The sequence below is a fragment of the Spirillospora sp. NPDC046719 genome (assembly GCF_040645715.1).
Classification (GTDB): Bacteria; Actinomycetota; Actinomycetes; order Streptosporangiales; family Streptosporangiaceae; genus Spirillospora.
On sequence record NZ_JBEYYT010000007.1, the window covers coordinates 29,329 to 41,519 of the forward strand.

General features: G+C 74.3%; 12 protein-coding genes. 4 read left to right on the forward strand and 8 right to left on the reverse strand.

The window, feature by feature from the left end; all coding sequences use genetic code 11:
* Window positions 1-74 precede the first annotated feature (74 nt).
* On the reverse strand, window positions 75-1,691 hold the full coding sequence (locus ABZ914_RS02680) for a carboxylesterase/lipase family protein (RefSeq protein ID WP_500191171.1): 1,617 nt from the start codon (window positions 1,689-1,691) through the stop codon (window positions 75-77).
* A 133-nt stretch (window positions 1,692-1,824) separates the two neighbouring features.
* Here ABZ914_RS02680 and ABZ914_RS02685 point away from each other — a divergent pair, with 133 nt between their 5' ends.
* Window positions 1,825-2,409, forward strand: a complete 585-nt coding sequence (locus tag ABZ914_RS02685) for a TetR/AcrR family transcriptional regulator (protein WP_500191172.1) — start codon at window positions 1,825-1,827, stop codon at window positions 2,407-2,409.
* Window positions 2,410-2,448: 39 nt separating this feature from the next.
* On the opposite strand, the gene dnaN is transcribed toward ABZ914_RS02685, so the two are convergent.
* The 4 genes from dnaN to ABZ914_RS02705 all read right to left on the reverse strand — a co-directional run bounded on the left by dnaN (window position 2,449) and on the right by ABZ914_RS02705 (window position 6,736).
* Complete coding sequence (gene dnaN, locus ABZ914_RS02690) at window positions 2,449-3,600, reverse strand: DNA polymerase III subunit beta (RefSeq protein ID WP_500191214.1); 1,152 nt, start codon at window positions 3,598-3,600, stop codon at window positions 2,449-2,451.
* A 116-nt stretch (window positions 3,601-3,716) separates the two neighbouring features.
* Window positions 3,717-4,226, reverse strand: coding sequence for a methylated-DNA--[protein]-cysteine S-methyltransferase (locus ABZ914_RS02695; protein WP_500191174.1), 510 nt, complete (start codon window positions 4,224-4,226; stop codon window positions 3,717-3,719).
* Between the two features lie 15 nt (window positions 4,227-4,241).
* Complete coding sequence (locus ABZ914_RS02700) at window positions 4,242-5,714, reverse strand: AlkA N-terminal domain-containing protein (protein WP_500191176.1); 1,473 nt, start codon at window positions 5,712-5,714, stop codon at window positions 4,242-4,244.
* 50 nt (window positions 5,715-5,764) lie between these two features.
* Window positions 5,765-6,736 (reverse strand): DMT family transporter, encoded by a 972-nt coding sequence (locus ABZ914_RS02705; RefSeq protein ID WP_500191177.1) that lies wholly within the window; start codon window positions 6,734-6,736, stop codon window positions 5,765-5,767.
* Between the two features lie 234 nt (window positions 6,737-6,970).
* Between ABZ914_RS02705 and ABZ914_RS02710 the strand changes: the two genes are divergently transcribed.
* A complete protein-coding gene (locus ABZ914_RS02710) occupies window positions 6,971-7,333 on the forward strand; it encodes a nuclear transport factor 2 family protein (protein WP_190863124.1) in 363 nt (120 codons plus the stop codon).
* Between the two features lie 60 nt (window positions 7,334-7,393).
* On the opposite strand, the gene ABZ914_RS02715 is transcribed toward ABZ914_RS02710, so the two are convergent.
* Together ABZ914_RS02715 and ABZ914_RS02720 are read right to left on the reverse strand one after the other, a co-directional pair.
* Window positions 7,394-8,155, reverse strand: a complete 762-nt coding sequence (locus ABZ914_RS02715) for an SDR family NAD(P)-dependent oxidoreductase (protein ID WP_500191180.1) — start codon at window positions 8,153-8,155, stop codon at window positions 7,394-7,396.
* Window positions 8,156-8,177: 22 nt separating this feature from the next.
* Window positions 8,178-9,602, reverse strand: coding sequence for an MFS transporter (locus ABZ914_RS02720; protein WP_500191181.1), 1,425 nt, complete (start codon window positions 9,600-9,602; stop codon window positions 8,178-8,180).
* Window positions 9,603-9,694: 92 nt separating this feature from the next.
* On the opposite strand from ABZ914_RS02720, the gene ABZ914_RS02725 reads away from it, so the two are divergent.
* A complete protein-coding gene (locus tag ABZ914_RS02725) occupies window positions 9,695-10,585 on the forward strand; it encodes a helix-turn-helix domain-containing protein (RefSeq protein ID WP_500191183.1) in 891 nt (296 codons plus the stop codon).
* 43 nt (window positions 10,586-10,628) lie between these two features.
* Here ABZ914_RS02725 and ABZ914_RS02730 read toward each other — a convergent pair whose 3' ends face one another.
* Complete coding sequence (locus tag ABZ914_RS02730; protein WP_500191184.1) at window positions 10,629-11,000, reverse strand: YrdB family protein; 372 nt, start codon at window positions 10,998-11,000, stop codon at window positions 10,629-10,631.
* A gap of 47 nt (window positions 11,001-11,047) precedes the next feature.
* On the opposite strand from ABZ914_RS02730, the gene ABZ914_RS02735 reads away from it, so the two are divergent.
* Complete coding sequence (locus ABZ914_RS02735) at window positions 11,048-12,187, forward strand: methyltransferase (RefSeq protein WP_500191186.1); 1,140 nt, start codon at window positions 11,048-11,050, stop codon at window positions 12,185-12,187.
* The last annotated feature ends 4 nt before the right edge of the window (window positions 12,188-12,191 follow it).

Here is a 12,191-nt window from a genome sequence, read left to right on the forward strand (position 1 = left end):
GCGGACCGGCGCCGAGCCCGCCGCCGGCGCCGCCCATTCTCGGGAGGCGGCGCGGGCGGCCGATGAGGTGATGGTCAGCGGTCCAGTGAGGCCCAGAAGGCGTAGTTGTGGTCATGGGCGAAGGCGGCGGGCTTGATGCCGTGCTCGCCAGGCGCCAAGGACTGGATGTAGGGGCGGGCGGGGGTGGAGCGCTTCCAGGCCGGGGCGGCCGAGCCGTTGGGGTCACCGGTGCGGGCGAAGCGGGTCCAGTAGCCGATCATCTGGTCGGACAGGGGCCGTTGGGCCTCGGCGAGAGGCTCGGTGCCGGTGGTCTCGAACAGGTAGGGCAGCTCGGAGGCGTGGTAGGCGCCCATCGCATAGGGCTTGGCGACGCCGGCGAACCAGGGGGCGCCGGCGTCGGCGAACTCGTAGGCGTAGGTCGGCACCCGCAGGGACAGGGCCTTGTAGGTGTCGAGGGCGGGCTTGGCGTATTCGGCGTCGGTCAGGGCGGTGGCGAGCGCCTGGCCGGCGGAGGCGTAGCGGTTCAGCGGGTAGCGGGCCAGGACCTTGGCGGCGTGGTCGCCGAACGCGGCGCGGACCTCGTCGTCGTAGGCGTCCGCCGGGATGGGGCCGCCGTACTTGGCCATCTCCAGGCCCCACACGTGCATGCGCTCCTCGTCGTGGTTGGTCCCGGCGAGCACCGGCACGCGGTGGAAGCGGCCGGCGGTGATGGCGCGGGCCGGGTCCTCGGGCAGGACCGGGCCGCCGACGACCGGCCCGAACCCGGGCTGGGCGGGGTCGGCGGCGGCCTTCAGCAGGTCCTGGACGGGAACCCGGCGGAGCCGGTCGGCGGTGGGCGCGGCACCGAGGTTCAGCCGCTTGACCAGCGCCTCGCCGTCGCGTTCGGCCTGCGCGCGGGGACGGGGGTTGTCGGCCAGCGCCATCGACGGCGCCTGCGGCGCGGTGCACGGCGCGCTCTGGGTGATGGCGCGGTCGAACAGCCCGGCCGATCCGGGCGCGGTCAGCTGCGCGCAGGTACTGATGGCGCCGGACGACTCGCCCGCCAGGGTCACGTCGCCGGGGTCGCCGCCGAACGCGGCCGCGTTCCGCCGCACCCAGCGCAGGGCGGCCTGCTGGTCCTCGAGCCCGAAGTCGCCCGAGGCGCTCTTTCCCTGGTCGAGGGACGGGTGGGCGAGGAAGCCGAAGACGCCGAGCCGGTAGTTGACGGTCACCACGACGGCCTGGCCCTTGACGGCCAGCCGCCGCGCGCCGTACAGGCTGCCGCCGCCGTCCTTGAAGCTGCCCCCGTGCACCCACACCAGGACCGGCAGCCGCTTGCCGGGCGCGACCTTGGCGGGGGTGGTGACGTTGAGGTAGAGGCAGTCCTCGGCCTCGCTGCCCTGGCCCAGGTGGTCCCCGCTCTGCGCGCACAGCGCGCCGGGCTCGGTCGCGTCCCGCACCCCTGTCCAGGCGTCGGCCGGGCGGGGCGAGCGCCACCGCAACCGCCCCTCTGGTGGAGCCGCGTACGGGATGCCTTGGAAAGTCCGGTGGTCGCCGGTGACGGTCCCGCGCACCAGACCCTTGTCGGTGCGGACGGTCGCGCTCGCCGCCGTCGTGGACTCCGCCGCGGCCGCCGGCGTGCCCGCCAGCACCGCCGTCACCCCGACCGCTCCGATGGCCGCCGCCAGCCCCGTACCCAGTGCCTTACGCATGTTCGCCTGCCCATGTCCGTTGATCAAGGTCGATGGCGAGGACACTAACCGCGTTTTGGGCATTTGCGCAAGACGCTTGCCCAAGTCGCTTGCCTGAGGCGTTTGCCTAAATCGGGTGCTAGCATGTCCGGCCATGGGAAACCGCGAAGACCTGCTCGCCGGGGCCAAGCGCTGCCTGTACGACAAGGGGTACGCGCGCACGACCATCCGCGACATCACCGCCGCCGCGGGCGGCGTCAGCATGGCGGCCATCGGCTACCACTTCGGTTCCAAGGAGGCGCTGCTCAACCAGGCGCTCGCCCAGGCGTCAGAGGAGTGGGGACGGCAACTCGGTGAGGCCCTGGCCGCCGCGCCTCTCGGCCCCGGCGCCACCGCCGCCGAACGCTTCGAGGTCGCCTGGAACCACATCACCGGGTCGTTCGCCGAGCACCAGCGGTTGTGGACCGCCACCTTCGACGTCATCGGCCAGCTGCCGCACGTCCCGTCGCTGCGCGAGCAGCTCGCCGCCGGCCTGGGCGAGGCCCGCCTCGGGCTGGCCCAGGTGCTCGGCGGTCTGGACCCCGACGCCGACCCGGACACCGCCTGGGCGGTCGGCAGCTTCTACCAGGCACTGCTCACGGGGGTCATGGCCCAGTACCTCATCGACCCCGACCGCGCCCCCACCGGCCGCGACCTGGCCCGCGGCCTCCAGTGGATCGCCAACGGCGACACGTCGTGAGGGGCCGGATCGTGAGGGCCGGGTCGTGAGGAGTGCGGGTCAGCCGGTCAGGCGGACGGGCATGGCGAGGTAGCGGAAGCCGGTGTCGGACGGGGCGTCCGGGCCCGGCTCCTCGCCGTCCTCGCGGTCGGGGATGCCGGTGAGCAGGGCGGCCTTGGTGGGGCCGGCGCATTCGAGGCGGGTGTACTCGGTGTCGATGCCGGCGAGGCCGTCCAGCAGGTACTGCGGCGCGAACGCGATGTCGATGTCGTCGCCGGACAGCTCGACGCCGAGGCTCTCGTTGGCGCGTGCGGAGTCGCCGGCCGCGGCGCGGATGCGGACCTCGCCGGCGGTGAACCCGAGCCGGATCGGGGTGCCGCGCTCGGTGACCAGCGCGGCCCGCTTGATCGCCTCGACGAACGGCGCGGTGCGGATCTCGGCGACCGACGTCCAGTCGCCGGTGAGCCGGGACCGGTAGTTGATGTACTGGTCGTCGAGGAGGCGGCTGGTCATGCTGCGGCCGCCGCCGGAGACGCCGATCAGGGTGTCGGCGGCGCCGGTGAGGTCGAGGGCGACCTCGGCGCCGGGCCGGATCGCCTTGGCGGTGTCGGCGAGGGTGCGGGCGGGCACGACGACGCCGGCGGTGAACCCGGGCTCGGCGGGCGACCAGGTCAGCTCGCGGGCGGCGATGCGGTACCGGTCGGTGCAGGCGAGCCACATGGTGTCGCCGTCGATGTCGATGCGGACCCCGGTGAGCATGGGGAGGGTGTCGTCGCGCCCGGCCGCCGGGACGACCTGGGCGACGGCGGCGGCGAACAGGTCGCCGGGGACGGTGCCGGCGCGGGTGGGCGGCTCGGGCAGCGTCGGGTAGTCCTCGACGGGCAGGGTGAGCAGGCCGAACTCGGCGGGGCCGCAGCGGACGACGACCTCGGCGCCCTTGGTGGTGAACTCCACGGGCTGCGCGGGCAGGCTCCGGACGATCTCGGCGAGGAGCCGGCCGGGGACGAGGGCGCGGCCGGGCTCGGCGACGTCGGCGTCCACCCGCGCGCGGGTGGACGCCTCGTAGTCGAATCCGGCGAACGCGAGCCCGCCGTCGGCGGTGGCCTCGACGAGCATCCCGGCGAGGACGGGCAGCGCGGGGCGTGCGGGCAGCGTCCGCGCCGCCCACGCCACGGCCTCGGCGAGCGTCTGACGGTCGACTCGGAACTCCACCTTGGTCTGCCTTTCCACGTTTCGCGTGCTCTTCGAGCACGGTAACTCCCGCCTCTGACAGAACGGTGGCCGCCCCGTCGAGGGGAGGCCGTGCACGCGGCGGCGGAGCGGGTGGCTCAGAAGAGCGCCGCCTCGACGCTGCGGGTCCTGCGCTCGAAGTCGAGGAGGTAGCGCTTGCGGTCGAGGCCGCCGCCGTAGCCGGTGAGGCTTCCGGTGGAGCCGACGACGCGGTGGCACGGGACGATGAGGCCGACGGGGTTCTTGCCGTTGGCGAGGCCGACGGCCCGGGACGCGCTGGGCTTGCCGAGTTCGACGGCGAGTTCCCCGTACGTGGTGGTCTCGCCGTAGGGGATCTCCTGGAGGGCGGCCCAGACCCGTCCTTGGAAGGGGGTGCCGCGCAGGTTGAGCGGGAGGTCGAACTCGGTCAGCTCTCCGGCGAAGTACGCGGTGAGCTGTTCGGCGGTGGCGGCGAACGGTTCGTCCCCGGGGTCTCCGGGGGCGCCGAAGGACTCCTGTGGCGGACGGTGCCGCTGGTTCACCATGTACAGGCCGCATAGTGCGCCGTCTATGGCCACCAAGGTGAGCGGCCCGACGGGACTGTCCACGACGACGTGCGTCGGTTCCATGGGTACGTCTCCTGGTCAGTTGGCGGGGAGAAGGTTGATGGGGTGGTCGCTGGTGGCCCACAGGTACTGCACGGCGTAGGCGCGCCATGGGCGCCACTGTGCGGCGTGCTTGGTGAGAGCCGCCGGTGTGGCGGGGAGGCCGAGTGCCTTGGCGGCGTTCTTGATGCCGAGGTCGCCCGGTATGAACGCGTCGGGGTCTCCCAGCGCGCGCATGGCGATGGTCTCGACGGTCCAGGGGCCGAAGCCGGGGAGGTCGTAGAGGCGCGTCCGGGCCTCGTCCCAGTCGCTTCCCACGCCGAGGTCGATCTCGCCGTTGGCGAGCGCGTCCACGAGGGTGGTGAGGGTGGTGCGGCGCGTCTTGGGGAAGGCGAGCGCCTCGGGGTCCAGTTCCGCGAGCGCGGCAGGGGTCGGGAAGAGGTGGGTGAGGCCGCCTCCCGGGTCGGTGATGGGGTCGCCGTGCGCGGTGACAAGGCGTGCCGCGTGTGTGCGCGCGGCGGCGACGGAGACCTGCTGCCCGAGCACGGCCCGGACGGCGAACTCCGGGGCGTCCATGGTGCGCGGGACACGGCGTCCGGGTGATTTGTCGACAAGCGGTGCCATGGCGGGGTCCGCCCGGAGCAGGTCGTCGACGGCCACGGGGTCGGCGTCGAGGTCGAGCATCCAGCGGCAGCGGCTGATCGCGATGGTGAGGTCGCGCAGGTCGCCCAGCGTCAGCGTGCAGGCGACGTGGTCGGGGCGCGGGCTCAGGGCGGCGATGCCGTGCCCGTGGGGGAGCCGCATGGTGCGGCGGAACGCGCCGTCCCGCCACTCCTCGACGCCGGGGACGGCGGTGGCGGTGAGGTGCCCGAACAGGTTGTCGGGGCACAGCGGCGCGCGGAACGGCAGCCGCAGCGACAGCGTCCCCGAGCCGGCGGGCGGGTGGCCCTTGGCGACGCGGTCGCGCAGCTGGGTCGGGGTGAGGGCGAACACCTCCCGGACGGTGTCGTTGAACGCGCGGATGCTGGCGAATCCGGCCGCGAACGCGATGTCGCCCATGGGCAGCGGCGTCGTCTCGATGAGCAGCCGCGCGGTCTGGGCCCGTTGCGCGCGCGCGAGCGCGAGCGGGCCGGCGCCGAGTTCGGCATTGAGCTGCCGTTCGACCTGGCGGGTGCTGTAGCCGAGGCGTCCGGCGAGTCCGGGCACGCCCTCGCGGTCGACGACGCCGTCCGCGATCAGCCGCATGGCGCGGGCGACGACGTCCGCGCGGTGGTTCCATTCGGGGGAGCCGGGGCTGGTGTCGGGCCGGCAGCGCTTGCAGGCGCGGAACCCGGCCTGCTGCGCGGCGGCGGCGCTGGGGTAGAACCGCATGTTCTCGGGCTTCGGCGGCACGACCGGGCAGCTCGGGCGGCAGTAGATCCCGGTGGTCACGACCCCGGTGAAGAACCATCCGTCGAAGCGGGCGTCCTTCGACTGGACGGCCCGCACGCACCTTTCCACGTCCTCGTGCATGCCTCCAGCATCACCGATGGTCAGGCATGTTCACTGGCGGAAAAACGACATCATCCCTCGGGGGAGGGGCGGCCCGCGAAGGCGTAGAGGACGACCCCGAGCGCGATCGCGGCGATGCCCGTCCATGCTACGGCGCCGGGCGGGTCCGTGGCGGTGAACAGCGGTTCCAGCAGGGCGACGAAGACCACCTCGGCGGCCTGCGTGGCCTCCACGGCGGCGAGGCGCAGCGGGTGCCGGCGGACGCGGTGCGTCGCGGCGAAGAACAGCGACGTCGCGATCACGCCGGAGCTGACCGCGACGACCAGGCTCGCGACGAGCTGCCCCGATGTCGGCGCCCCCGCCCGGACGCCTCCGGCCGCGGCGACGGCGATCCAGAACGGCAGGCTGCCGATCGACATGGCCAGCAGCCGCTGGAAGGTGTCCAGGCGGGCCCCGGCCAGCTCCATCGTCCGGCGGTTCCCGACCGGGTAGGCGACGGCGGCGACCAGCACGACCGCGACGCCGCCCGCCGCGCCCGCGGACGTCCCGCCGTGCCCGCCGGCCTGGCTGAGGAACACCCCGGCGAGGATCAGCAGCGACAGCGCGGCGCCCCGGCCGGGGATCCGGCCGCGCTCGTCGGCGTAGAGCAGCGGCGCGAGGAGCATCCCGCAGACGATCGTGACCTGCCAGGTCGCGGCGACCGTCCAGCCGGGCGCGAGGTCGGCGGCCAGGCAGAGCGGCGCGTAGAAGAGCCCGAATCCGACGGTGCTCCACAGCGTCCACGGGAGCGGGTCGGCGCGCAGCGCCCGCAGGACGGGCCGGACGCCGCCGCGCGCCCCGACGATCGCGAGGAAGATCGGCAGCGAGAAGAGGAAGCGGAGCGCGCCGGTCCACTCCCAGGCGCCGCCGCCGACCGCCATCATCCGGTTCGCGATGAACGAGGCGGAGAAGAACAGCGCGCCGAGCACGCCCAGGCCGATGGAGGCGGTCGCGCCCGCGCGGCCGCTCGCGTGCAAGGGGTGCGCGGGGGCCTCGGCGGTCACTTTTGGAACGTTCCTTCCCAGGGGCGGGTCCGTCCCCCGCGGGGCGGCCGTCGCGGGATGGCCGGAGGGGGATGGCCGCCGGGGGAGTTCGCAGCCAGACACTATCCGGGATCAAGGCGGGCGAATTCGGTCGGACCCCGCATGACGTCCCAGGTAATCGATCTCCGGCCGCCGGCACGGCACCGTAGAGATCACCGGGGCGGACGAACCCGGACGGATGACAGGAGAAGTGAGATGAGCGACGTTCAGCAGCGGGTCGAGCAGTACCTGGCCGCCTGGAACGAGACCGACCCCGCCGCCCGCCGCGCCGCGATCGACGCGCTGTGGACCGAGAACCCCGTCTACGTCGACCCGCTGGGCGTCGCCGAGGGCCGCGACGCGATCGACGCGTTCATCGGCGCCGCGCAGGGCCAGTTCCCCGGCCTGGTGTTCCGGGCGGCGGGCGCGGTCGACGCCCACCACAACGTGGCCCGGTTCACCTGGGAGCTCGGCCCCGAGGGCGGCGAGGCGATCGTGGTCGGCTTCGACGTGGCGACCTTCGACGACGACGGCCGCTTCGACCGCGTGACCGGCTTCCTCGACAAGGTCCCCGCCTGAAGGACGGGGATGGGCCGGGCACCCCGCGCCCGGCCCATCGCCTTGTGATCCCCGCCGCGCTCAGAGCTGCCGGAGGGCTCCCCCGTCGACGGCCCATTCGGCGCCCGTCACCTGGGCGGACAGCGGCGACAGCAGGAACGCGATGACGCGCGCCACGTCCTGTGGCGCGCCGAGCCGCCCGGTCGGGAGCCGGCGCTCCTCCCGGACGAACCGGTCGATCGCCTCCTCCACCGGCAGCCCGTACTGCGCTGACAGCTGCTCGGCGAACCCGCCCGGCTCGTCCCACAGCCGGGTGCGGGTGGGCCCCGGCGCGACGACGTTGGACCGGATGCGGCACCGGCCGAACTCCCCCGCCAGCGTCTTCGACACCGACAGCAGCGCCGTCTTGGACGCCGCGTAGTCGACCAGCGGGGTGTCGGGGAACCGTCCCGCCTCGCTGGACACGTGCACCAGGCTGCCCGCGCCCTGGTCGATCAGCGCGGGGAGCGCGGCGCGCGCCATCCGGACGGCGGCGTGGAAGTTCAGCTCGAACGTGGCGTGCCACTGGTCGTCGGTGACGTCCAGGAAGCCGATCCGCGAGTCGAGCGCCCCGGCGTTGTTGACGAGGCCGTCGAGGCGGCCGTGCCGGTCGAGCGCCGCGTCCACGATCCGCTGCGCGGCGGACGGGTCGGTGAGGTCGGCGGCGACGCCGTCCCCGTGCGGGGTGCGGGCGACGCCGACGACCCGCGCGCCCTCGTCGGCGAGGAGCCGCGCGGTCGCCGCACCGATCCCGGCGGACGCGCCGGTCACGATGAACACCTTGCCCGCGAGTTCGAGATCCATCGGATTCGTCCCTTCCAGGGGTTCAGGAGCGTCCAGGGGTTCGGGCGCGTCCGGGGGTTCGGGGGCGGCGCAGGAACAGCCCGACGAGGGCGCCGCCCGCGACCGCGATCAGCGCGTTGACCAGCGTCGCGGCGTGGACTCCGCCGAGGACGGAGGCGTGCGCGGTGGCGACGGCGCTCATCACCGGGATGCCGAGGGTGATCGCGACCTGCTGCGTCATGGTGGCGAGGCCGGTCGCGAGGCCCTGCTCGCCGTCCGGCAGCCCGGACGTCGCGGTCCCCATGAACGCGACGATCGCGACGAGGTTCCCGAACCCGCCGATCGCGGTCGCGGCGAGCAGCAGCGGCAGCGCCGAGCGCTCCGCGCCGAGGCCGAGCAGCGCGGCCGTCGCGGCGGCCTGCAGGACGAGCCCGCCGACGAGCGTCGCCCGGCCGCCGAACCGGCCCATGATCCGCGGCGCGGCGACGCCGCCCGCGAACGTCCCGGCGCCGAGGACGCCGAGCGCGAGGCCGGTGGTCAGCGGGGAGAAGCCGAGGACCTGCTGCAGGTAGAGGGTCATCAGGAACACCAGCGACGTCTCGGTGGCGAACGCCACGAACCCGCCCGCGTTGCCCCAGCTCACGCTGCGCCGGGTCAGCACGTTCAGCGGCGCGAGCGGGGCCGGGGAGCGCCGCTCGACCAGCACGAACGCGACCAGCAGGACGACGGCGGCGGCCAGCGCGGCCAGCGCGACCGGGTCGGCCCAGCCGTGCTGCCCGGCGGTGGTGATCCCGTAGACGAGGGCGAGGAGGCCGCCGGTGACGGTGACCGCGCCGGGGACGTCCAGCCGCGCCCCGTCTCGCGCTCGGCTCTCGGCGACCAGCGCCGGCGTCACCGCCAGGATCAGCACCGCGACCGGCACGTTGATCAGGAACGCCCAGCGCCAGCTCAGCAGGTCGGTGAGCACGCCGCCGAGCACCGCGCCGACGGTGAACCCGGCGGACATCAGCGCGCCGCTCAGCCCGAGCGCCCGCGTCCGCATCGGCCCTTCGGGGAACGAGGTGGTCAGCAGCGACAGCGCCGCAGGCGTCGCGATCGCGGTCGCGAGGCCCTGCATGACCCGGCCGACCAGCAGCATCGCGGGGGACGCGGCGAGCCCGCCGACCAGCGAGCCGGCGGCCAGCAGCGCCATCCCGGCGAGCAGCATCCGGCGGCGTCCGGCCAGGTCGGCGACGCGTCCGAACAGCAGCGTGAACCCGGCGGCGGGCAGCGCGAACGCCGTCGCGATCCACTGCAGCTGCCCGAGGCCGAAACCGAGGCCCTTGCCGACCACCGGAAGCGCCACGTTGAGGATGGAGAAGTCGATGGCGAGCATGAACTGCGCGCCGAGCAGCAGGGTCAGGATCAGCTTGTGCCGCGGGGACATCCGCTCGGAGGCGGTCACCGCGGCGCTCGTGAGAACGCTCATGGCAGCGACTCTCGCGCCGCGCCGCGCGCACACCCAGCCCCCGCCCGTTCGTACCACCGGCAGTAGCAGGATCACCGGATAGCCTCACCGGCATGGCGCGCAACACCGAACTCGGCGAGTTCCTGAAGTCGCGGCGGGCCCGGCTGCGCCCCGAGGACGCCGGGGTCGCCGCCTACGGGACCCGCCGCCGCGTCCCGGGCCTGCGGCGCGAGGAGCTGGCGCAGCTCGCGGGCGTGAGCGTCGCCTACTACATCCGGCTGGAGCAGGGCACCGCGGACGGCGTGTCCGCCGAGGTCCTCGACGCGATCTCGCGGGCGCTGCGGCTGGACGCCGTCGAGCACGCCCACCTGCACCGCCTCGCGCACCCGCCGCGCCGGCCCCGCCCGCACGCGCCCGCCCGGCTGCGCCCGCCGCTGCAGCACCTGCTCGACTCGATCACCCACGCACCCGCGTACGTCGTCGGGCACTACACCAACGTCGTCGCGTGGAACCGGCTCACCGCCGCGATCTTCGTGGACCTCGCCGGCGTCCCGCCGGAGGAGCGGACCTGGTCGCACCAGATCCACCTCAACGCCGACTACCAGGTGCGGCTCGGCGACAACTGGCCCACCGTCGCCCGCCGCAACGTCGCCTACCTGCGCTTCCGCTCCGGACAGGACCCCGACGACCCGCACCTGCGCGCGCTCATCGACGACCTGCGCGCGCGCAGCCCGGAGTTCGTGCGGCTGTGGTCGGCGCACCACGTCACGGAGCTGACGCACGGCGAGGCGCGCATCGACCATCCCGACGTCGGACGGCTCGTCCTGCCGTTCGAGACGCTGCACCTGCCCGGCGACCCCGAGCTCAGCCGGCTGATGCTGTACGCGGCCGAGCCCGGTTCGCCGTCGGAGGCGGCGCTCCGCAAGCTCGCCGAGACGTCCCGGCACCTGTCCAGCGCCGACCTCGCCGCCGCCACCGAGGAGTCCGCGGAAGCCGCCGACTGACCTCGGCCGCATCCCGGCCCTGCGGGCGCGTGCCGGGTTCAGCTCATGGGGCGGCGGCGCGGAAGGCGGCGTCGCGGTCGATGGTGGCGAGGGCGGTGTTGACGAGCGCAACGATGGCGAACCCGACCGCGAGGGCCGGCCGGTCGACGCCGTAGAGCGCGAGCGCCCCGGCGCCGAAGACGACCGCCTTCACCAGCAGGACGAGCGGCAGCGCGACCTTGAAGCGGGCGCGGGGAGCGGCGAACATCCCCCACAGGACCATCGCCGCCACGGGCGTCCCGAGGCCGAGGACGACGTGCACGATCACGTTCCCGCCCGCGGTGAAGCCCCACCACGCCAGCGCGGCCAGCGCGGCGAGCTCCAGGACGAAGGCCAGGCCCTCGTTCAGCACGTGCAACGGACCTGGTAGACGCATGGCGTGATCGTCCCATCGGCCCCGTCGCCGCCGCTACCCTGCTCGGTGTGGACGAGCGGACCGTGATCGGCTGGCGCGAGGACGGCCGGGACCGCTCGGCGCGGTGGCGGTCGGAGAGCGGCGCCGCCCCGCCCCGCCGCGTGGTGATCGCCGACGACGCGACGCGCGCGGACGAGGCGTACCGGCTGGCGTGCGAGGGGACGGCGCTGCTGTGGCGCGGCGACTTCCAGAACGCGCGGCAGCTGCTCACGGCGATGGCGCGGCGCGCCGACCGGACGCCGCGGAAACGCAAGCGGAAACCCGAACCGTCGCAGGTGCAGGCGTTCCACCTCTACCGGCAGGCGCGCGCGCAGCGCGCCCGCACGCTGGGCATGCTGCTCATCCCGTTCGAGCCCGGCCACACGATCCCCTTGCGGCGCGCACCGGACGTGGCGCAGGCGTGCACGGAGGCGTACGGGCCGGACGACGAGCCTTACATCATGTCCCTGCGGGAGCTTCTCGGCCTCATCGGCGCGCACGAATGGCGCGAGAAGGGCGTTCCGATCCCTGCGCTGGGAGGCGACCGTATCCACCCGCACTACGGGGTGTTCTCCCCTGTGCGGGGCGAGTACGTGGACCTGGTCGCGCAGGCGCCGCTGCCCGCGACCACGGTCGCGTTCGACATCGGTACGGGAACCGGTGTGCTCGCGGCGGTGCTGGCACGCCGTGGAGTGCAGCGCATCGTCGCGACCGACCAGGACCCGCGCGCGCTTGCGTGCGCCCAGGAGAACATCGAGCGGCTGGACGTCGCGAAACACGTCGAACTCGTCGAGGCCGACCTGTTCCCGGAGGGGCGCGCCCCGCTCGTCGTCTGCAACCCGCCCTGGGTTCCGGGGAAGCCGACCACGCCGCTGGAACGCGCCGTGTACGACCCGGAGAGCCGGATGCTCCGCGGTTTCCTCGCCGGCCTCGCGGACCGCCTGGAACCGGGCGGCGAGGGCTGGCTGATCCTGTCCGACCTGGCCGAACACCTCGGCCTGCGCAGCCGCGACGATCTGCTGCGGCTGGTCGACGCGGCCGGGCTGGCCGTCGCCGGGCGCCTCGACACCCGGCCCGCGCACCCGCACGCCGCCGACCCGGACGACCCGCTCCACGCCGCCCGGTCGTCCGAGACCACGTCGCTGTGGCGGCTCGTGGCCGCCCGCTAGGCGT

What these genes read in the sequence shown, in the direction of transcription:
- ABZ914_RS02680 (WP_500191171.1), bottom strand. Translation starts at nt 1,691, where the DNA reads ATGCGTAAGGCACTGGGTACGGGGCTGGCGGCGGCCATCGGAGCGGTC.
- ABZ914_RS02685 (WP_500191172.1), top strand. Translation starts at nt 1,825, where the DNA reads ATGGGAAACCGCGAAGACCTGCTCGCCGGGGCCAAGCGCTGCCTGTAC.
- ABZ914_RS02695 (WP_500191174.1), bottom strand. Translation starts at nt 4,226, where the DNA reads ATGGAACCGACGCACGTCGTCGTGGACAGTCCCGTCGGGCCGCTCACC.
- ABZ914_RS02700 (WP_500191176.1), bottom strand. Translation starts at nt 5,714, where the DNA reads ATGCACGAGGACGTGGAAAGGTGCGTGCGGGCCGTCCAGTCGAAGGAC.
- ABZ914_RS02710 (WP_190863124.1), top strand. Translation starts at nt 6,971, where the DNA reads ATGAGCGACGTTCAGCAGCGGGTCGAGCAGTACCTGGCCGCCTGGAAC.
- ABZ914_RS02715 (WP_500191180.1), bottom strand. Translation starts at nt 8,155, where the DNA reads ATGGATCTCGAACTCGCGGGCAAGGTGTTCATCGTGACCGGCGCGTCC.
- ABZ914_RS02720 (WP_500191181.1), bottom strand. Translation starts at nt 9,602, where the DNA reads ATGAGCGTTCTCACGAGCGCCGCGGTGACCGCCTCCGAGCGGATGTCC.
- ABZ914_RS02725 (WP_500191183.1), top strand. Translation starts at nt 9,695, where the DNA reads ATGGCGCGCAACACCGAACTCGGCGAGTTCCTGAAGTCGCGGCGGGCC.
- ABZ914_RS02730 (WP_500191184.1), bottom strand. Translation starts at nt 11,000, where the DNA reads ATGCGTCTACCAGGTCCGTTGCACGTGCTGAACGAGGGCCTGGCCTTC.